At 50.3% G+C, this 19446-nt stretch carries 18 protein-coding genes, 1 tRNA gene and 1 rRNA gene; 3 read left to right on the plus strand and 17 right to left on the minus strand.

Going from position 1 to position 19446, the window contains the following annotated elements; all coding sequences use genetic code 11:
• The first annotated feature begins 1 nt into the window (after position 1).
• Positions 2 to 77 (plus strand) — tRNA-Thr (locus ACVXHP_RS08875).
• Between the two features lie 38 nt (positions 78 to 115).
• Positions 116 to 231, plus strand: a 5S ribosomal RNA gene (rrf, locus tag ACVXHP_RS08880).
• 104 nt (positions 232 to 335) lie between these two features.
• Here rrf and ACVXHP_RS08885 read toward each other — a convergent pair.
• From ACVXHP_RS08885 to ACVXHP_RS08915, 7 genes are all read right to left on the minus strand, one after another.
• Positions 336 to 1094 carry an amino acid ABC transporter ATP-binding protein gene (locus ACVXHP_RS08885; RefSeq protein ID WP_042311366.1) on the minus strand — a complete coding sequence of 253 codons (759 nt, stop codon included), beginning with the start codon at positions 1092 to 1094 and terminating at the stop codon, positions 336 to 338.
• 7 nt (positions 1095 to 1101) lie between these two features.
• A complete protein-coding gene (locus ACVXHP_RS08890) occupies positions 1102 to 2205 on the minus strand; it encodes an amino acid ABC transporter permease (RefSeq protein ID WP_447571420.1) in 1104 nt (367 codons plus the stop codon).
• Positions 2206 to 2214: 9 nt separating this feature from the next.
• Complete coding sequence (locus tag ACVXHP_RS08895; protein WP_047026432.1) at positions 2215 to 3396, minus strand: amino acid ABC transporter permease; 1182 nt, start codon at positions 3394 to 3396, stop codon at positions 2215 to 2217.
• A gap of 69 nt (positions 3397 to 3465) precedes the next feature.
• Positions 3466 to 4491: an amino acid ABC transporter substrate-binding protein gene (locus ACVXHP_RS08900; RefSeq protein WP_038634415.1), complete on the minus strand. Its 1026-nt coding sequence runs from the start codon at positions 4489 to 4491 to the stop codon at positions 3466 to 3468.
• 459 nt (positions 4492 to 4950) lie between these two features.
• Positions 4951 to 5172, minus strand: a complete 222-nt coding sequence (locus ACVXHP_RS08905) for a lipoprotein (RefSeq protein WP_003025292.1) — start codon at positions 5170 to 5172, stop codon at positions 4951 to 4953.
• Positions 5173 to 5443: 271 nt separating this feature from the next.
• A complete protein-coding gene (locus ACVXHP_RS08910; protein ID WP_447571313.1) occupies positions 5444 to 8557 on the minus strand; it encodes an efflux RND transporter permease subunit in 3114 nt (1037 codons plus the stop codon).
• Between the two features lie 11 nt (positions 8558 to 8568).
• Positions 8569 to 9729 (minus strand): efflux RND transporter periplasmic adaptor subunit, encoded by a 1161-nt coding sequence (locus tag ACVXHP_RS08915; protein ID WP_047026430.1) that lies wholly within the window; start codon positions 9727 to 9729, stop codon positions 8569 to 8571.
• 414 nt (positions 9730 to 10143) lie between these two features.
• Here ACVXHP_RS08915 and envR point away from each other — a divergent pair, with 414 nt between their 5' ends.
• Positions 10144 to 10800, plus strand: a complete 657-nt coding sequence (gene envR, locus ACVXHP_RS08920; RefSeq protein WP_304702245.1) for an acrEF/envCD operon transcriptional regulator — start codon at positions 10144 to 10146, stop codon at positions 10798 to 10800.
• 34 nt (positions 10801 to 10834) lie between these two features.
• On the opposite strand, the gene ACVXHP_RS08925 is transcribed toward envR, so the two are convergent.
• The 10 genes from ACVXHP_RS08925 to accC form a co-directional block, all read right to left on the minus strand.
• The gene (locus ACVXHP_RS08925; protein ID WP_447571314.1) at positions 10835 to 10999 is read right to left on the minus strand and encodes a DUF2556 family protein; all 165 of its coding nucleotides are present in this window, start codon (positions 10997 to 10999) and stop codon (positions 10835 to 10837) included.
• An 82-nt stretch (positions 11000 to 11081) separates the two neighbouring features.
• Positions 11082 to 11966, minus strand: a complete 885-nt coding sequence (gene yhdJ / locus ACVXHP_RS08930) for an adenine-specific DNA-methyltransferase (protein ID WP_447571421.1) — start codon at positions 11964 to 11966, stop codon at positions 11082 to 11084.
• Between the two features lie 88 nt (positions 11967 to 12054).
• Entirely contained in the window at positions 12055 to 12351 is a 297-nt protein-coding gene (fis, locus tag ACVXHP_RS08935; RefSeq protein WP_000462905.1) for a DNA-binding transcriptional regulator Fis, read from the minus strand.
• Between the two features lie 25 nt (positions 12352 to 12376).
• Positions 12377 to 13342 carry a tRNA dihydrouridine synthase DusB gene (gene dusB, locus ACVXHP_RS08940; RefSeq protein ID WP_047026427.1) on the minus strand — a complete coding sequence of 322 codons (966 nt, stop codon included), beginning with the start codon at positions 13340 to 13342 and terminating at the stop codon, positions 12377 to 12379.
• Positions 13343 to 13640: 298 nt separating this feature from the next.
• On the minus strand, positions 13641 to 14417 hold the full coding sequence (locus tag ACVXHP_RS08945) for a carbonic anhydrase (protein WP_316130727.1): 777 nt from the start codon (positions 14415 to 14417) through the stop codon (positions 13641 to 13643).
• 114 nt (positions 14418 to 14531) lie between these two features.
• Positions 14532 to 15272: a carbonic anhydrase gene (locus ACVXHP_RS08950; protein WP_447571315.1), complete on the minus strand. Its 741-nt coding sequence runs from the start codon at positions 15270 to 15272 to the stop codon at positions 14532 to 14534.
• A 138-nt stretch (positions 15273 to 15410) separates the two neighbouring features.
• Positions 15411 to 16292, minus strand: coding sequence for a 50S ribosomal protein L11 methyltransferase (gene prmA / locus ACVXHP_RS08955; RefSeq protein WP_447571316.1), 882 nt, complete (start codon positions 16290 to 16292; stop codon positions 15411 to 15413).
• A gap of 11 nt (positions 16293 to 16303) precedes the next feature.
• On the minus strand, positions 16304 to 17755 hold the full coding sequence (gene panF, locus ACVXHP_RS08960) for a sodium/pantothenate symporter (protein ID WP_447571317.1): 1452 nt from the start codon (positions 17753 to 17755) through the stop codon (positions 16304 to 16306).
• The gene (locus ACVXHP_RS08965; protein WP_006687800.1) at positions 17745 to 17987 is read right to left on the minus strand and encodes a YhdT family protein; all 243 of its coding nucleotides are present in this window, start codon (positions 17985 to 17987) and stop codon (positions 17745 to 17747) included. The genes panF and ACVXHP_RS08965 overlap by 11 nt, the downstream gene beginning before the upstream one ends.
• A gap of 107 nt (positions 17988 to 18094) precedes the next feature.
• Complete coding sequence (accC, locus tag ACVXHP_RS08970; RefSeq protein ID WP_003828838.1) at positions 18095 to 19444, minus strand: acetyl-CoA carboxylase biotin carboxylase subunit; 1350 nt, start codon at positions 19442 to 19444, stop codon at positions 18095 to 18097.
• Between the last annotated feature and the right edge of the window lie 2 nt (positions 19445 to 19446).

The raw sequence follows: 19446 nt of genomic DNA on the forward strand, positions 1-19446 counted from the left end.
TGCTGATATGGCTCAGTTGGTAGAGCGCACCCTTGGTAAGGGTGAGGTCCCCAGTTCGACTCTGGGTATCAGCACCAGTTTTTCGGTTAAAGTTCGGCATTTAGAAAAGAATTTGCCTGGCGGCTGTAGCGCGGTGGTCCCACCTGACCCCATGCCGAACTCAGAAGTGAAACGCCGTAGCGCCGATGGTAGTGTGGGGTCTCCCCATGCGAGAGTAGGGAACTGCCAGGCATCAAATAAGTGAAAAGGCCATCCGAAAGGATGGCCTTTTTGCGTTATGCTTCTTGCTAACCCGTAGGCCCGGTAAGCGCAGCACCACCGGGCAAAACAGAAGATTAATGAATCACCTGCGACAAGAATGCCCGCGTACGTTCTGATCTGGGATTCGCAAAAAATTCATCCGGCGGTGCCTGCTCCACAATCTCGCCAAGATCCATAAAGATCACCCGGTCAGCCACTGTGCGGGCAAATCCCATTTCATGGGTAACGCACAGCATAGTCATACCCGATTGCGCCAGACCGATCATGGTATCAAGCACCTCTTTCACCATTTCCGGATCCAGCGCTGATGTGGGTTCATCAAACAACATTATTTTGGGTTTCATACACAGCGAGCGTGCAATGGCCACGCGCTGTTGTTGTCCGCCAGAGATTTGCCCAGGATATTTATGCGCATGTTCAGCAATGCGAACTCGCTCAAGGTAGTGCATTGCCAACACTTCAGCCTCTTTTTTCGGCATCTTTTGCACCCAGACTGGTGCTAGCGTACAGTTTTGCAGGACCGTCAAATGAGGAAAGAGATTGAAGTGTTGAAAGACCATGCCAACTTCTTGCCTGACGCGCTCAATATTGCGAATGTCTTCATTGAGTTCAATCCCATCCACCACAATACGTCCTTGCTGATGCTCTTCCAGATGGTTAATACAACGGATAGTCGTCGATTTACCCGAGCCAGAAGGACCGCATAAGACGATACGCTCTCCTTGTTTTACCTGCAGATTGATGTTTTTCAAAACGTGGAACTGTCCGTACCATTTGTTGACGTTTTCCAGCGTAATCATCGCGTCAGTAGACTGCATTAATAATTGGTTCATAAATTCCTCAGTGCGGTGTACGCCCGGTATTAAAACGTTTTTCCAGATGTTGGCTGTAACGCGACATACTGAAACAAAAGATCCAGTAAATCAGTGCGGCGAAAACATATCCTTCCGTCGACATACCCAGCCATGCAGGATCCACGGTTGCTTGCTGCACGCTGCTGAAGAGATCAAACAGGCCGATGATGATGACCAGACTGGTATCCTTGAACAGGGCAATAATCGTATTAACCAAACCAGGAATAACCAGCTTGAGGGCTTGGGGAAGAATAACCAGACCCTGGGTTTTCCAGTACCCTAGCGCCAGTGATTCAGCCGCTTCATACTGACCTTTTGGCAAGGCCTGTAACCCCCCACGAACCACCTCCGCGACATAGGCTGACTGGAAAAGAATGACGCCGACCAGTGCCCGGATAAGCTTGTCGATGCTGGTCCCCTCCGACATAAACAGAGGGAGCATGACAGAGGACATAAACAGGACGGTGATCAACGGTACGCCGCGCCAGAACTCAATAAAAATGACGGATAAAATCCGCACGATTGGCATATGAGAACGACGTCCCAATGCCAGTAGAATCCCCCACGGAAGTGCGCCCGCAATACCGACGGATGCGATGATAAGCGTCAGCGTTAACCCGCCCCACTGCCGGGTTTCTACTCGCTCAAGCCCGAAAAACCCACCGTACATCAACCACCAGACCAGCAAAGGATAAACGACTGCCCAAACGGCGATATAACGACCACGGTGGGGAAGGGTTTTCCAGAACATGGGAACGATTGAGACCAGGCCAATCAGCAGGGCCAGATTTATGCGCCAGCGCTGATCGTGTGGGTAAAGTCCATACATGAATTGTCCGAAGCGTTCATGAATGAACACCCAGCAGGCCCCCGCTTTAGTACAGTCAGCTCGGGTAGAGCCTATCCAGTTGGCCTGAAAAAATACCCAGTTCGACAGCGGTGGAAGGAAGGACCAAATTAGCCACACGCATAGCAGCGTGAGCAGGCTATTTGACCAACTGGAGAACAGGTTTTTGCGAACCCAGAACAGACAGCGGCTTGCCGGGTTACTGCTCTGGCGCGCAGGGCGAGACAGCAGTGCTTTTGTCATCATGGCTCCTTAGCGCTCGATCAGTGCGATACGACGGTTGTAAATATTCATCAGTAGAGAAATGCTCAGGCTGATGATCAGGTACACCGACATAGTGATGGCAATAGTTTCAATGGCTTGTCCCGTTTGATTGAGTACCGTGCCGGCAAACAGGGAAACCATATCCGGGTAACCAATGGCTGCAGCGAGCGATGAATTTTTAACGATATTCAGATACTGACTGGTTAGTGGAGGAATGATGACGCGCAGCGCCTGCGGGATGATGACCTGGCGGAGCGTCACCGGATTTGGCAAACCCAGAGAACGTGCTGCCTCATGTTGGCCATAAGGAACGGCCTGAATTCCTGCCCGAATAATTTCTGCAATAAACGCTGAGGTATACACTGAAAGCGCCAGCGTCAGAGCCGCCAGTTCAGGTATAAGCACCATACCGCCACGGAAATTAAAACCGCGTAATTCGGGGATATCCCAGTGAAGCGCCGCGCCAAAAAACCATTGTGAAATCATCGGTAAAAACACGATCAATGCCAGAGCTGTGGGCCAGGTACGGCGTAACTGACCGGTTTTGGTCTGGTGCATTTTGTTGAAACGGAATAGCCCGAAGGTGATAACGACGGCAATAAGGACAGCAGTACAAAAGGCAAAAAGACCTTCTCCCATTTGCGGCGCCGGAATATACAGCCCCCGGTTGCTCAGAAATATTAAATCCAGCGCGTTCACGGCCTGACGTGGGCCGGGCAGGTTACGTAATACGGCAAAATACCAAAAGAAGATCTGCAATAGCGGCGGGATATTACGGAACGTTTCAATATAGACCGTGGAGAGCTTTCGCAATAACCAGTTATCTGACAGGCGTGCCAGCCCGAGAAAGAAACCGAGGAATGAAGCGAAGACGATACATAGTGCGGAAACCAGCAGCGTATTAAGCAGACCGACCAGGAAGACGCGGCCATAGGTATCGCCTTGCTCGTAATCAATCAGATGCTGGACAATACCAAATCCGGCGCTGCGATCGAGAAAAGAAAATCCCGAGGTAATACCGCGACTGCTCAGGTTATTAATCGTGTTATGAATGAGATAGACCGCAATGCTAATGACTGCAATGACGGCGAGTATTTGAAATAACCAGGCGCGGACCGCAGGGTTAGAAAAGGATAGCGATCCTTTTACGGTTGAGCGGCGATGAAGCATAAGAAAACCTCGGTAACAATGGCTCTGGGCTGAGCGCCGCAGCTGCGGCGCCCGTTACATCACTTTGCATTAGCGAACCGGCGGCGCATATTGAATGCCACCGTTGTTCCAGAGGTTGTTCTGTCCACGTTTGATCTTCAATGGACTTTCCGATCCAACGTTACGTTCAAAGATCTCAGAGTAGTTACCTACCTGCTTAATAATGTTATAAGCCCATTTGTTATCAAGCTTCAGATCCTTGCCATAATCCCCTTCTTTACCTAACAGATGCGCCATATCCGGCGTTGCAGGATTAGCCGCTTTTTCATCAACGTTTTTCGAGTTAACCCCCATCTCTTCCGCATTCAGCATCGCGAACAGCGTCCAGCGAACAATGGAGAACCATTCATCATCGCCACGACGTACAACCGGACCTAGCGGTTCTTTAGAAATAACTTCTGGCAGGACAATCCACTCTGCAGGATTGCTCAGCTTGATTCGCAGGGCATACAGCTGAGACTGGTCAGAGGCCAGCGTATCGCAACGTCCTGATTCCAGAGCCTTGGCTGATTCATCCGAGCGGTCAAAAGTGACAGGGGTGTACTTCATATTGTTGGCTTTAAAGTAGTCAGCCACGTTTAGTTCGGTATCGGTTCCTGCCTGAATACACACCGTTGCGCCATCCAGTTCTTTCGCGCTCTTCAGGCCAGCTTTATTGTGGGTAAGAAAACCAATGCCGTCGTAATAGGTTACGCCAGTGAAAGACATGCCCATACCTGCATCACGAGAGGAGGTCCATGTGGTATTACGCGAGAGCATGTCGACTTCGCCAGACTGTAACGCGGTAAAACGTTCCTTGGCGGTGAGCGGGGTATATTTTACTTTGGTATCATCGCCAAATACGGCGGAGGCAACGCCTCGGCATACGTCGACATCAATACCTGAAAACTTACCGCTCGCATCGGCGTAAGAGAAGCCAGGCAACCCGTCACTGATCCCGCATTGCACAAACCCTTTTTTCTTTACGGCATCAAGTGTTGCGCCGGCATGCGCCTGATTTGCAATCGCAAGGAGCACGCCGGCCGCAGCCAGGCTGGCTATTATCATCTTTTTCATAGAGCATCCTGTGTGGAGGAATTATTGTTATGAAAACGTTCTGAAAACGTCTTTTACCGGTCTGTGGCTTTGGCCATACTCTTTTAAGCAAAGGTAGTGCCAGGTTTTTGCGCACGATTATTCGACGCAATATGCAGAGTGTAGACAGGAAAAAATAAATGCAGCGCCCTGAAGTGGTGCAAAATTGAAACGTAAGCCACATTTCAGCGCAAAAATTTTAAAATCAGACAGGACGCGTGGTAACGATTTCGGACGTTAATATTGATCGCGTGAGAATAATGAAAAGAAAACGCGGAGTAACGAAGAACAGGAAAAATGCTAATTTCAAATTGTGGATATGTGAGGGATATCTATAACAATTTTATTATTTAGAAAGGGCGATAAACCAACGTTTTGTCTTATATGTGAATTTTATTTTTATTGCTAAAAGCGCGGTAACAACCGCGCTTTTAAGAACCGTTATTTGGTCAGGGCAACTATCCCAAGCGTCAATCCGGCAACGGCGGCTGCGCCACCGGCGATGGCACCGGCTGTTTCCCAGTTATCCTGCGTGGTACCTTTCATACAGGTATTGGTATGAACCAGGCGTCCCTGATCGTCGTATACAGGTACGCAAGGAGAATCGTGTGCACAACCGGCAAGAAACGCGGTAAGCAATGCAACGGATATTAATCTTTTCATGGTGTTACCTCAAAAATAAGCGTTTCGCTAATTGAGCAAAGACAAACGCTAAGCCATCTGCGAACTCGGTCATTATTTTACCACTTCTTAAAAAAAGACTGACAGGAGGAATAATCTCAATTCATGTGGATTGTAAAAATAATGGATAAAAATAAAGGTTGCGGGCAGGTTTTAAGGAACGACTTAAATGAAATAAAGGGCTATCTTATTAATAAACAAAGAGAGAGTGTAGCGATGAAAAAGGCGTCCGCAGACGCCTTTATTTTACAAATTAATCAGTGTGCCGACTAAAACGCCGTCTGACGACAACGAAGAAGACGGGAACGAAGAAGATCGCTAACAATGTTGCGGTTAGCATTCCCCCCATTACGCCTGTACCGACCGCATTCTGCGCACCGCTACCTGCGCCGTGGCTGATAACCAGAGGCATAACCCCCAGGATAAATGCCAGGGATGTCATCAGGATAGGGCGAAGACGCATGCGGGATGCCTCCAACGTTGCTTCGATCAGTCCTTTGCCCTCTTTATCCATCAGGTCTTTGGCAAACTCGACGATCAGGATGGCGTTTTTAGCCGAGAGGCCGATAGTGGTTAGCAATCCAACCTGGAAATACACGTCGTTATTCATCCCACGTAGCGATGCTGCTAACAGTGCGCCAACCACGCCAAGCGGTACAACCAACATCACCGAGAATGGAATTGACCAGCTCTCATACAATGCGGCAAGGCAAAGGAAGACAACGATGAGCGAGATAGCATACAGCGCAGGCGCCTGGTTCCCTGAGAGTCGTTCCTGATAGGACATACCCGTCCAGTCATGGCCGATACCGTTAGGCAGTTTCTCCGCCAGGCTTTCCATCAGCTCCATCGCTTCACCGGTGCTTCGGCCTGGCGCCGCTTCCCCTAACAGTTCCATAGAAGGCATACCGTTGTAACGTTCCAGACGTGGTGACCCGTAGATCCAATGTGCGGAACTGAACGTGGAGAACGGTACCATTTCGCCATTGGCGCTACGAACATACAGATTATTGATGTCTTCCGGCAACATACGGAATTTTGCATCGGCCTGTACGTACACTTTTTTCACGCGGCCACGGTCAATGAAGTCATTGACGTAATAACCACCCAGCGCAGCGGAGATGGTTTCATTAATATCGGACAGCGAGACACCAAGGGCCTGAGCTTTTTCCTGATCGACATCCAGCTTGAACTGTGCGGTATCCTCGAGACCGTTTGGACGCACGCGAACCAACAGGTCAGGGTGTTTAGCAACCATACCCAGCAGTTGGTTACGCGCTTGCGTTAACGCGTTATGTCCCAGTCCGCCCTGGTCAATCAGCTCGAAGTCGAAGCCGGTTGCGGTACCCAGTTCAACAATGGCTGGCATGTTAAAAGGGAACACTAAACCATCACGAATCTGGCTAAAAGCGCGGGTTGCTCTGGCGATAATCGATTCAACGTTATTCTCGTCGCCACTACGTTCTTCCCAGGGCTTGAGACTGACAAACGCCATCCCTGAGTTTTGCCCCTGTCCGCTGAAGCTAAAGCCGTTAACCGTAAAGACGCTTTCGACGTTGGCTTTCTCGTTGTTCAGGTAGTAATGGGTAACCTGATCCAGCACTTTCTGGGTTCGTTCTTGCGTTGCGCCGGCCGGAAGCTGAATCATCGTCAGGAATACGCCCTGATCTTCTTCTGGCAAGAAGGAGGTTGGAAGGCGCATAAACAGCACCGCCATCCCAATCACGATAATCAGGTAGACGACCAGGTAACGCCCGGTTTTACGCACAATACCGCTGACGCTATTGGTGTAATGGTTGACGCTGTGATCGAATTTGGCATTAAACCAGCCAAAGAAACCGCTTTTATTCTCGTGATGTTCAGCCGATACCGGCTTCAACAGCGTTGCACAAAGCGCGGGAGTCAGGATCAGCGCTACCAGCACTGAAAGCGCCATTGCAGAAACGATAGTGATAGAGAACTGCCGATAGATAGCCCCGGTTGAGCCGCCAAAGAAGGCCATCGGGATAAATACCGCTGACAGCACCATGGCGATACCGACCAGCGCGCCCTGAATTTGTGACATGGATTTTTCTGTCGCCTCTTTGGGCGGCAGATTATCTTCCATCATCACACGTTCCACGTTTTCCACCACCACTATCGCATCATCAACCAATAGACCGATGGCGAGTACCATGCCGAACATCGTCAGGGTGTTTATTGAGTAGCCAAACGCGGCAAGCACGGCAAATGTGCCCAACAATACAACAGGCACGGCAATGGTTGGAATGAGCGTCGCCCGGATGTTTTGCAGGAACAAATACATGACCAGGAACACCAGCACGATCGCTTCAAACAGCGTTTTTACCACTTCATGAATGGAGATGGTCACAAACGGGGTGGTGTCGTACGGATAGACCACCTTCATTCCCTGCGGGAAGAACGGTTGCAGTTCAACCAGCTTGGCTTTGATAGCGTTTGCGGTATCCAGCGCGTTTGCCCCGGTTGCCAGTTTGATCCCGAGACCGGATGCTGGTTTGCCGTTAATACGCGCGACCACATTGTAGTTCTCACCTCCCAACTCGATGCGTGCAACGTCTTTCAGGTGAACGACCGAACCATCGCTATTCACGCGTAAAGTGACTTTGCCGAACTCTTCAGGGTCTTTCAGTCGCGTTTGCGCAATGATAGAGGCATTAAGCTGCTGATTAGGCAACGCAGGCGTACCGCCCAACTGACCGGCGGCAATCTGATCGTTCTGCACCTTCAACTGGTTGATCACATCAACCGGCGTGAGCTGGTACTTATTCAACAAGTTTGCATCCAGCCAGATGCGCATAGCGTACTGCGCACCAAACAGCTGCACGTCACCTACGCCATTCAGACGGCTGATCGAGTCTTTAACGTTCGAAGCGACGTAGTCGGAAATGTCATCCTGCGTGGTTTGTGGGTTGTCAGAAACAAAACCCGCGACCATCAAAAAGCTGCTACTGGATTTCTCGACGCTGATCCCCTGCTGCTGAACTTCTTGCGGCAGTAGTGGAGTGGCGAGCTGCAGTTTGTTTTGCACCTGAACCTGCGCGATATCGGGGTCGGTACCGGACTGGAAGGTCAGCGTGATGGTCACACTCCCGGCAGAATCGCTGGTGGAGGACATATACATCAGGTTATCGATACCGTTCATATTCTGTTCGATAACCTGCGTGACGGTATCCTGCACCGTTTGCGCATCCGCACCTGGGTAGGTGGCGGAAACCGATACGGCAGGAGGCGCGATGGTCGGGTACTGAGCCACGGGCAGTTGCATGATTGCCAGAGCGCCCGCCATCATCAGAATGATGGCCAGTACCCAGGCAAAGATAGGACGCCTGATAAAAAAGTTAGCCATGTCCGGTTACCTTATTGGGCTTTCGTCGCAGGGGTTTCGGTATCGGCGGTTGCTTTAACCTGAACGCCAGGGCGTGCTTTTTGTAAGCCGCTCACGATAACTTTGTCACCGGGTTGCAGACCTTCACTGATGAGCCATTTGTCGCCAATAGCTTGAGCGGCGACAACTGCCCGCGCTTCAACCTGGCTCTTGTCGTTAACGACCATCACGGTGGCATCGCCGCGAGGCGTGCGCGTCACACCCTGCTGCGGGACAAGAATGGCATTCGGCTGGACGCCTTCATCAATGCGAGCACGCACAAACATACCAGGCAGCAGCGTGTGCTGCGGGTTAGGGAATACGGCTCTGAGGGTGATTGAACCAGTGCTCTCATCAACCGTCACATCAGAAAATTGCAAAGAACCCTTGAGCGGATATGCCTGACCATTTTCCATCACCAGTTCGACCGCACTGCTGGCGCTGTCTTTATGCAGACTACCTTGTTCAATTGACTGCTTGAGGCGCATAAAGTCGTTACTGGACTGCGTCACGTCAACATAGATAGGATCCAGCTGTTGCACGGTAGCAAGCTCAGTTGCCTGACCATTCGTGACCAATGCGCCTTCGGTGACGTTAGATTTACCGATACGTCCGCTAATGGGCGATGTCACTTTGGTGTAGGCCAGGTTGATACGTGCGCTTTCGACTGCCGCTTTTGCCGCGATTACGGAGGCATCGGCCTGGCGGGCATCAGCAATTGCCTGATCGTACTCTTGCTGGCTGATGTACTTGGTGCCAACCAGCGGCACATAACGTTTTACCGTTAAATGCGCGATAGCGGCCGCCGCTTCACTCTTTGCCAGTTCGCCTTTGGCACTGTCATAGTCAGCCTGGTAAGTCGCGGGATCGATCTGATAAAGCGACTGACCGGCTTCAACATCGCTCCCCTCGGTGAAATTCCGTTTAAGTACAATTCCACTAACCTGAGGACGGACTTCTGCAATACGAAATGCTGTGGTGCGTCCGGGTAATTCGGTCGTCACGGCTAAAGGGGCCTTTTCGACGACATGGACAGTCACCTGCGGCTCTGCGGGATGTGCTTGTGTTTCTCCCTGATCGTTACAACCGGCGAGTAATGCAGCGGAGATGATGATGAATGAGGGCAGGAGTGAAAACCTGGCATTTTTCGTCATTTCTATTCCTTAAAAAACCGAACGCTCGTTATTAACCGAGTAACAGCAGAGGTGATAACGCGCACAAGAAAAAATAATAGTTGGCTATCCTACAAATTATTAGCTTGCGATGTAAGCAATACTTATTTATGGGCGGGGTTCACGGCACATAAAAGCAAAAAAAGATTAATCAGCTACCGTTTCATTGTGATATTTATAGCAACACCATGATGCTGATAAATACATTTTGAAATGATCATCTGAATGGTGAATATATTTGTTTCTGTTATTTGTTTTATCTATTTGTGTGTAATGTCCGTAATTAAATACTTTAGACCTCGTCTAAATAAACGCTAAGTGATACATTTGTTCCAGATCGAAAATATTACATAAGAAAGTTAATCATTCTCTACTCCAATCCAGATAGTCGGAATCATGGCCAGAAAAACGAAAGCGGATGCCCTCAAAACGCGACAGCACCTGATGGAAACGGCGATTGTACAGTTTGCCGCACGTGGCGTAGGTAATACGACGCTAAACGACATAGCGGATGCCGCCAATGTGACACGGGGGGCACTTTATTGGCATTTCGAAAATAAAACCCAATTGTTTAATGAGTTATGGTTACAACAACCTCCCTTACGCGATCTTATTCAGGACAAGCTTATTGGTCGTTGGGGTGATAACCCTTTACAGCGACTGCGTGAAAAATTTGTGGTAGGATTACAATATATTGCGGAGAACCCTCGTCAGCAGGCATTAATGCAGATTTTATATCATAAATGCGAATTCCATAACGATATGATATCAGAGCAGGCCATTCGCGATAAAATAGGTCTCAGCCACCAAAGTATTCGCGATTCTCTCCAACGGTGCATAGATGAAAATTTGATTGCCACCAGTCTGGATTTAGACGTCATCATCATTATTTTGCATGGTAGCTTTAGCGGAATAATAAAAAACTGGTTAATGAATCCAGAGAGTTATGATCTGTATGGGCAAGCGCCAGCATTAGTTGATAATGTATTAAAAATGTTAAGCCCGGACGGCTGCGTAATGCAATTAATGCAGAGTGAAAACCAGGTTGGGTAGTCTAGCCGCCAGGGCCTGACGGCTGTCGACGTTGCTAGTCCAGATCGGCGCAGTTGACCAGCTTTAGGGGATTCACTGAGTTCATATTCCGGCACTTGTCGTGCTCTGTTGTCATCAGTTCTATCCACTGGATGAGCAGCGCATCAAAAAGAAAAATGAAGACCGCAAAAACAACCAGCCACCAATACTTGCGAATCATTGCTAAATCCTGTGTATTCATGCCCAAGCGTGCAGGGAATATACACGAAATCAGTAAGCTGAAAAGCAGACTTACAATGCTTTTACTTTGCCGAAAGATCGCCACTATTTGCCGTTAATCGGCTCTTTTTAGACAGGTTTTTTGTCTTACGTTTTTTCACTTTTGCAAGTTCAATCTCTGAAAAATGAGAACCGATACTCAGTCTTCTGAGCCCCATTTTTACGTATTCAGCATTGATTTCAATACCGACAAATTTGCGACCTAATTCCACCGCGGTGGCACCGGTTGTAAAACTGCCGGCAAACGGATCCAGCACTTTGTCATCTGGGTTGGAGGAAGCCAGAATGATGCGTTCCAGGAGGGCTTTGGGTTTTTGAGTTGGGTGATTTTCGTATTCGTCCATCAGATAGCGAACGCGCGGAAAATCCCAGACATTGCCCGGTACTTTTTTCTGATTGTAAGGCTGGGGCGGATTCTTTCTGTAGTCTATTAGCGCCCGTTTCGCGCCCGTTTTGGCTTCAACCAGAACATCATCACGATTAAACGTGTAGTTTTTCTGATCTTTTACCATCATCAGGATCGGCTCATACATCGAACCAAAGTAGTTTTTAGCCTGTACTCCTGAGCTATCATATGACCACACGATACGGCTCTTGATGGTAAAAAGCTGGCGGCATTTGAGGTCGATGTACGGCATGTTCTCCGTACTGTTCATGATGTACATGCTACCGTGGGGTTTGAGAATGCGATGGCACTCGTCAATGCATTCAAACAGCCATGCCAGAAAGGTCTCTTCGTCCCAGGATTCGACCATCCCGTCAAAGTCTTTGCCGATGTTATAAGGTGGGTCGGCAAAAATGAGATCGACGCTTTCAGCGGGGAGCTTTTTTAGCTCGGTCAGCGCATCACCCAGGATTATCTTTTTAGATTCATCGCCAAAATAGACAGGTTCACATCTTGCGTTCATCGCCAAAGCCTCCCGTGTGACGTTAATAAAAAAGGCGCTTCCCCATGCCGAGTAGCGCCTTTTAAAACAAACATTTAACTGATTAGTATCAGTTCATGCCGTATTTTTTCAGTTTTTTACGCAGCGTACCACGGTTGATGCCCATCATCAGGGCAGCACGGGTCTGGTTACCGCGGGTGTATTGCATCACCATGTCCAACAGGGGCTGTTCTACTTCAGCCAGTACCAGCTCATAGAGATCATTAACGTCTTGACCATTCAATTGAGCAAAATAGTTCTTCAGTGCCTGTTTAACCGAGTCACGCAGGGGCTTTTGAGTCACCTGGTCCTGGGAGTTAACGGTAGAAACGGTCAGTACGTCAGAATTTACGCGTTGTTCGAACATAGTTCTGTCAGCTCTTTATTTCTGTTTACGCAAAATTTTCGAAGTATGCCTCCAACGCCGCCAGCTGTTCGCTGGAATCTTCAATGGCGTTGAATGTGCGCCGAAACTGGTCATCTGGAGCGTGTTCCTGGAGATACCAGGATACGTGTTTACGCGCAATTCGGTACCCTTTTGCCTGACCATAAAAGTCGTGCAGTTCCCGAACATGCGCACAAAGCAAGCGCTTCACCTCTGCCAGTGGCAGCGGGGGCAGCAGCTCCCCAGTGTCCAGATAATGCTGGATTTCCCGAAAGATCCAGGGTCTTCCCTGAGCTGCACGTCCTATCATCAGGGCATCCGCCCCCGTATAGTCGAGTACAGCTCTGGCTTTAAGCGGGTCAGTAATGTCGCCATTCGCGATAATCGGAATGGAAACTTTCTGCTTAACTGCCCGAATACTGTCGTACTCAGCATCTCCATTGAACAAACAGGCGCGGGTGCGTCCATGAATGGTCAGAGCCTGAATGCCACAGTCTTCAGCCAGTTGGGCAATCTCTACGCAGTTACGGTGTTCCGGAGCCCAGCCGGTGCGAATCTTGAGTGTGACAGGAACGTCCACTGCATTGACGACCTCGGTTAGTATTGATTTCACTAAATCCGGGTACTGCAAGAGGGCTGAACCTGCTAGCTTGCGATTCACTTTTTTAGCCGGACACCCCATATTGATATCAATAATCTGGGCGCCGCTTTCCACGTTAATACGTGCGGCATCGGCCATCTCAACAGGGTCGCTACCGGCAATTTGCACCGTGCGAATTCCTGGCTCATCAACGTGCACCATCCGTAAACGAGACTTGTCGCTTTCCCAAACCTGCGGGTTAGAAGACATCATCTCGGATACCGTCAATCCTGCTCCCATCTCATAGCACAGCGTCCTGAATGGTCTGTCAGTAATGCCAGCCATAGGTGCTGCGATCAGGCGATTTCTGAGCTGGTGTTGTCCGATGCGCATGAGTTAAGAAATGACCATACTGTGACTGCAAGGCGGCGTATATTACGCATTTTTCGCACGAGATGAAAGGCCAAACTTTGACCAATCCACTGAGGTGGATCAATGAATTGCCGTAAATATGAACTCATGAAATTTTTTAATCATATAAATCATCGCGTTAAAAAAATATGTCGATTTTATATACGCATATAATTTTGCGTAACTTCTCATTTTTTCTTCAGTTGCAGAAGGTACTGACAAGATATTCTGCTGAATTAATCAGCAAATTACCTCGCTATTGTGTGATCATTACCTCATTTTAGTACAGGATCTCGGTATTCCCTGAATGGCTGTCCGTGATCGTGCGGGCGTTCAGCGGCTGCGGTGGGCGATTGTTCGCAGGCCCAACAATGTAGTGAAAGTTATCCAACTGTTCGGCGGAAAGGGCGACAGGCTTTTTCAAGACAACCCAGGTGACGCCTTCAGTACAGGGCGGCGTTGTTAACGAGCCACTGTAAAGCCAGTAGGCCTTATTGTCGGGCAGAAGCTGATTGATATCGACGTCCGAAAAAATGGGCATGCTGTTGTCCACCATGGTTGGAAAGGACTCCCACAGGTTTTGAATCGCCTGGTTAGGCTCACCAACGTCAAACATGACCGCGACAATGGCGATGTCACCATGTTGGTTTTTGTGGACTAGCTGCAGCTCCAGCGGATAGGTTTTACCATTGAGCGTATGTTCACTTGGGGCATGAAAATCAAAATGTTTTAAATAATAGAGCCTTCCTTCAATTTCAATGAAATTAGAGGAGTAGGAACTCATTGTTGCCCGCAGCGTATAGTTAATGCTGCGAAATCTTGTCGGGTTATCGATGTACTGTGTGTTGAGCGCGGGCAGGCCGAGTTTGCTGGTTGTTGCGGTCTGGATATCAACAGGTGATTGGTTGATGCCAGTCTGGCACGTTGCATACTCTTTGCTAATTTTTCCCCACTGCGCAGGGCCGGTTTCTCCGGTATATCCCCATGGCGCGGCCTGGGTCATCAGGGGCATTAAGCATGCTGCCAGTAAAGTGGTTACAAAGCGGTTGAAGCGCATACGTTTACTCAACAAAAATATAAAAATCAATTGCTTATTTTATCGCTGGGTAAAGTATCAGTATGCTGGTCTGTTGTCTGAAAATGGCGTGGTCAGATAACCACGCCGGAAGGGTTACTCCACGATCACTCGACCATTGAGCGGTTGTGCTGGTCGGTTGTTGTCGTGATGCATTGTCTGAGTGAATTTTTTAAGCTGCGCTTCGGAAAGCGTCATTGGATGCTTCAGGACAATCCAGGTAACGCCCTCGGTACAGGGCGGTGTCGTCAGAGAGCCGCTGAAGCGCCAGTAAGTCTTGTTGGTCGGCAGCAGCGCATTAAGATCCATATGGGGGGTTATTTTGACATCCTGATCCGCTTTTTCAGGCATTGTTGCCCATAGCTTATTCAGTTCTGCATTTTCCCCTCCGACATCAAACATGACCGCGACGACGGCTATATCCCCTTTCGCATCTTTGTGTACCAGATGTGCTTCCATAGCATGATGTTTGCCATGAACGGTATTTTCACTTGGTGCGTGAAAATGAAACTGCTGCAGGGTGAATGGTGTTCCATCAATGGTAACGGTGTTTTTGGTCGAGGTCATCAGACCCGCCTGGAGGGTATGGCCATTGTTGATGAACGTAGTTGGTCCATCAATGTAGTGAACGTTCAGCGGTGGGAGATGCGCTTTAAGCGTAGTGTCGATGTTAATGGGGGATTGATTCATCCCGGTCTGGCAAGTTTTATACTCCTCGCTGAGTGCGCCCCAGTGTTCAGGAGAACCTTCTCCCTCATAGCCCCAGTGAGAGGCAAATACCGTTACGGGCATGATGCTTAGGGCCAGTAGCCCCGCCTTACCAAAAGTTGATTTCATATAATTCGTCCAATGAATGATAAATGTTTTTTTATATATTAACTTCAATGAGTTAAGTATTTATTTTAGCATTGGGACGTTGGCGGGAGGATACAAAAAAGGGGAAAATGTGGCCTACAGAGAGGCCACTGGAAGGGATTATTTTTTCTGCCCGGTAATGCGACACCACTCTTCTTTCTCGATAACCGGATCGAGCGTAAAGAGATCGGCATAGGCTTCACAGACGCTTTCCGCCTGGCTGGCAAGAATGCCAGAAAGCCCCAGCAAACCGCCCTCAACGGGCAGCACGCTGATTAACGGCGCCAGTTCACGTAATGGGCCAGCTAGGATGTTGGCGACCACCACATCGGCTTTCATCGCCTCTGGCTGGTCTTTAGGCAGATAAAGTTCCAGGCGCTCAGAAACGCCATTACGCTGGGCGTTATCACGGCTGGCCTGAATCGCTTGCGGATCGATATCTATACCAATCGCTTTCGCCGCACCCAGCTTCAGGGCCGCAATGGCAAGGATGCCGGAGCCGCAGCCAAAGTCGATAACCGTTTTACCGTTAAGGTCAAGACCATCCAGCCATTGCAGGCACAGAGAGGTGGTCGGGTGCGTACCGGTACCAAACGCCAGGCCCGGGTCGAGCATCACGTTGACGGCGTTCTCATCCGGGACATCGCGCCAGCTTGGGCAAATCCACAGACGTTCACCAAAGCGCATTGGGTGGAAGTTATCCATCCATTCGCGTTCCCAGTCTTTGTCTTCAAGCTGTTCGATTTTATGCACGAAGTCTGCACCCAGCAGCGGGTGCTGTTCCAGAATAGCAACGACCTCTTTCATGTCGGTTTCTGCATCGAACAAGCCGATAACGTCGGTATCGCCCCACAGGCGAGTCTCGCCCGGCAGTGGTTCAAATACCGGCGTATCATGCGTATCCTGGAAAGTGATGGAAACGGAGCCCGCTTCCATCAGTGCGTCGCTCAACTCTTCAGCGTTGGCACCGGTCGTGTTCAGTTTCAGTTGAATCCATGGCATGGCAAAACTCTTTATTTATCAGTAGTCAATATGGCGGCTTGCGGAATGGCGGAACCGAAACGGTTGCCGATCAGGAAAGCCAGCAAACTTATCAGTAACGAGGGCACAATTGGATGGAAGCCCAGGTACTGAATGTTAAAGGTCGCGAGTACGGCATAAAGTACGCCGCCGACAATCATTGCGCTCAGTGCGCCTGCCGCGTTTGCCCGCTCCCAGTAAAGGCCCAGCACCAGCGGCCACAGGAAGACGGCTTCCAACCCGCCAAACGCCAGCAGGTTAAGCCAGATAATCATCTCTGGCGGCTTCCACGCGGCCAGCAATAGTAACGCGCCCAGCAGCAGAGTGATCACTGCCGACATGCGTTTCAGCCGTGTTTCATTTTGCAGTTGTTCCGGGCGAAGGTTCAGATAGAGATCTTTAATGATCGTAGCGGAACTTTGCAGCAATTGGGCATTGATCGTCGACATGATCGCGGCCATGGGCGCGGCGAGGAAGATCCCGGCTGCCACCGGCGGTAAGACTTTTACCATCAGCGTGGGAATAACCAGATCCGGTACCGTCAGGTCTGGGATCACCGCCCGGCCCAACGCGCCGGCGAGATGCATACCAAACATCAGGATCGCCACCACGATGGTGCCAATGATAATTCCACGGTGTACCGCTTTGCTGTCCTTATAGGAGATGCAACGCACCGCCGTATGCGGCAGGCCAATCACGCCAAAGCATACCAGTACCCAGAACGAGGTCATAAACGTGGGGGACAGAATGTCATCAGCGCCCTGCGGCGAGACCAGTTTAGGATCGATGGTTTGCAGGGTGACCACCGCATTGCTGAGACCGCCGGCGGCATGGACGACACCGACCAGCAGTACGATAGTCCCAATCAGCATCACCATGCCCTGCATCGTGTCGTTCAACACGCTGGCGCGAAATCCGCCAAACGCCGTGTATAACGCGATACTGACGCCAAAAATCAGCAGACCGGTTTCGTAAGGGATACCCGCTGCCGTTTCCAGCAAACGCGCGCCGCCAATAAACTGTACGGTCATTGCACCGACAAACGCGACCAGCAGGCTGAGGCTCGCCAGCCACACCAGCAGGCGGCTTTGGTAGCGGGCAAACAGCATATCGTTGAGGGTCACCGCATTATAACGGCGTGCCAGAATGGCGAATTTTTTGCCGAGAATACCTAACGACAGCCAGACGGCAGGCAACTGGATCATCGCCAATAACACCCATCCCAACCCGTATTTATAAGCAGCACCTGGGCCGCCGATAAACGAGCTGGCGCTAATATAGGTTGCCGTTAGCGTCATCGCTAACACGACCCCGCCCATAGAGCGGCTGCCGAGGAAATATTCATTCAGGAAGGTGCCGGTCGACCTTTTGCGCATGGCGTAAACAGAGAGGCCGAAAACCACCAGAAGATAGGCGACCAGCGGCAAAATAACTTCAAGCTGCATCATCATCCTCCAGCGGAATGTCGCGATAGATAAACTTCACCATCGCCCAACACAGTACGATGAAAACCAATGGCGTCAGCAGACAGGCCATTTCAAACCAGTGCGGAAGGCCAGTAAAACCCAGAGTGGAGTCTGGTAAGTAAGCAGCCACTAACCATGCGGCAAGATATAAAAGGGTCAGCCACAGCGCCCAGCGCGCCTCTTTATGGGCCTGAACAAAACGAGCGTCCATTTTTTGTCCCTTGTGGATAAAGAAAGCGGGGATTGTACCTTATGGCACGTATGGGAGGGGAGAAAAACAAAAGGCCGGAATTTCCGGCCTTTTCGGTTAACGCTTGCTTACTTTTCCTGAAGTCCGAGTTTTTTCTCCAGGTAGTGGATATTGGTTCCACCATGCTGGAAGTGCTCGTCATTCATGATGCGGATCTGCAGATCAACGTTGGTTTTGATGCCGTCGATGATCAGTTCCTGCAAGGCGTTTTTCATGCGGGCGATAGCGACGTCGCGGTTTTCGCCATAGCAAATCAGCTTACCGATCATTGAGTCATAGTACGGAGGTACTGTGTAACCTGCGTAAATATGAGACTCCCAGCGCACACCAAAGCCACCCGGCGCGTGGAAACGCGTGATTTTACCCGGGCTCGGCAGGAAGGTGTTCGGGTCTTCGGCGTTGATACGGCACTCTACCGCATGGCCTTTAACCACAACTTCGTCCTGCTTGATGGACAGCGGTTGTCCCGCTGCGATGCGCAGCTGTTCTTTGATCAGGTCAACGCCGGTGATCATTTCGGTTACCGGGTGTTCAACCTGAATACGGGTGTTCATTTCAATGAAGTAGAACTCGCCGTTTTCGAACAGGAACTCGAAAGTACCCGCTCCACGATAGCCGATATCAACGCACGCTTTGGCGCAACGCTCGCCGATGTAGCGACGCAGTTCCGGGGTAATGCCCGGCGCTGGTGCTTCTTCGACCACTTTCTGGTGACGACGCTGCATGGAGCAGTCACGCTCTGCCAGATAAATCGCGTTACCCTGACCGTCTGCCAGCACCTGAATTTCGATGTGGCGTGGGTTTTCCAGGTATTTCTCCATGTAGACCATGTCGTTATTGAAAGCCGCTTTCGCTTCCGCTTTGGTCATGGAGATGGATTGCGCCAGTTCGGCATCGCTGCGCACGACGCGCATACCGCGACCGCCGCCGCCGCCGGAGGCTTTGATGATTACCGGGTAGCCGATGCGTTTAGCATGAGCGCGGTTAGCGTCCATATCATCGCCCAACGGGCCGTCAGAGCCTGGAACAGTCGGTACGCCGGCTTTCTTCATCGCGGTAATCGCGGACACTTTGTCGCCCATCAGACGGATGGTGTCGGCTTTCGGGCCGATGAAGATAAAGCCAGAACGTTCTACCTGCTCAGCAAAGTTGGCGTTCTCAGAGAGGAAGCCATAACCCGGGTGGATTGCCACTGCGCCAGTGATTTCAGCGGCGCTAATGATAGCCGGGATGTTCAGATAGCTTTTTACGGACGGAGCCGGGCCAATACAGACCGTCTCATCCGCCAGCAATACGTGTTTTAAATCGCGATCCGCGCTTGAGTGCACAGCGACAGTCTTGATGCCCAGTTCTTTACAGGCACGAAGAATACGCAAGGCAATCTCGCCGCGGTTAGCGATGACAATTTTATCCAACATGT

The organism is Citrobacter freundii complex sp. 2025EL-00176, from assembly GCF_053309355.1.

What these genes read in the sequence shown, in the direction of transcription:
- dusB (WP_047026427.1), bottom strand. Translation starts at nt 13,342, where the DNA reads ATGCGCATCGGACAACACCAGCTCAGAAATCGCCTGATCGCAGCACCT.
- ACVXHP_RS08895 (WP_047026432.1), bottom strand. Translation starts at nt 3,396, where the DNA reads ATGCTTCATCGCCGCTCAACCGTAAAAGGATCGCTATCCTTTTCTAAC.
- ACVXHP_RS08890 (WP_447571420.1), bottom strand. Translation starts at nt 2,205, where the DNA reads ATGACAAAAGCACTGCTGTCTCGCCCTGCGCGCCAGAGCAGTAACCCG.
- ACVXHP_RS08900 (WP_038634415.1), bottom strand. Translation starts at nt 4,491, where the DNA reads ATGAAAAAGATGATAATAGCCAGCCTGGCTGCGGCCGGCGTGCTCCTT.
- ACVXHP_RS08915 (WP_047026430.1), bottom strand. Translation starts at nt 9,729, where the DNA reads ATGACGAAAAATGCCAGGTTTTCACTCCTGCCCTCATTCATCATCATC.
- ACVXHP_RS08925 (WP_447571314.1), bottom strand. Translation starts at nt 10,999, where the DNA reads ATGATTCGCAAGTATTGGTGGCTGGTTGTTTTTGCGGTCTTCATTTTT.
- accC (WP_003828838.1), bottom strand. Translation starts at nt 19,444, where the DNA reads ATGTTGGATAAAATTGTCATCGCTAACCGCGGCGAGATTGCCTTGCGT.
- ACVXHP_RS08965 (WP_006687800.1), bottom strand. Translation starts at nt 17,987, where the DNA reads ATGGACGCTCGTTTTGTTCAGGCCCATAAAGAGGCGCGCTGGGCGCTG.
- yhdJ (WP_447571421.1), bottom strand. Translation starts at nt 11,966, where the DNA reads ATGAACGCAAGATGTGAACCTGTCTATTTTGGCGATGAATCTAAAAAG.
- ACVXHP_RS08905 (WP_003025292.1), bottom strand. Translation starts at nt 5,172, where the DNA reads ATGAAAAGATTAATATCCGTTGCATTGCTTACCGCGTTTCTTGCCGGT.
- prmA (WP_447571316.1), bottom strand. Translation starts at nt 16,292, where the DNA reads ATGCCATGGATTCAACTGAAACTGAACACGACCGGTGCCAACGCTGAA.
- ACVXHP_RS08950 (WP_447571315.1), bottom strand. Translation starts at nt 15,272, where the DNA reads ATGAAATCAACTTTTGGTAAGGCGGGGCTACTGGCCCTAAGCATCATG.
- ACVXHP_RS08885 (WP_042311366.1), bottom strand. Translation starts at nt 1,094, where the DNA reads ATGAACCAATTATTAATGCAGTCTACTGACGCGATGATTACGCTGGAA.
- fis (WP_000462905.1), bottom strand. Translation starts at nt 12,351, where the DNA reads ATGTTCGAACAACGCGTAAATTCTGACGTACTGACCGTTTCTACCGTT.
- ACVXHP_RS08945 (WP_316130727.1), bottom strand. Translation starts at nt 14,417, where the DNA reads ATGCGCTTCAACCGCTTTGTAACCACTTTACTGGCAGCATGCTTAATG.
- envR (WP_304702245.1), top strand. Translation starts at nt 10,144, where the DNA reads ATGGCCAGAAAAACGAAAGCGGATGCCCTCAAAACGCGACAGCACCTG.
- panF (WP_447571317.1), bottom strand. Translation starts at nt 17,755, where the DNA reads ATGCAGCTTGAAGTTATTTTGCCGCTGGTCGCCTATCTTCTGGTGGTT.
- ACVXHP_RS08910 (WP_447571313.1), bottom strand. Translation starts at nt 8,557, where the DNA reads ATGGCTAACTTTTTTATCAGGCGTCCTATCTTTGCCTGGGTACTGGCC.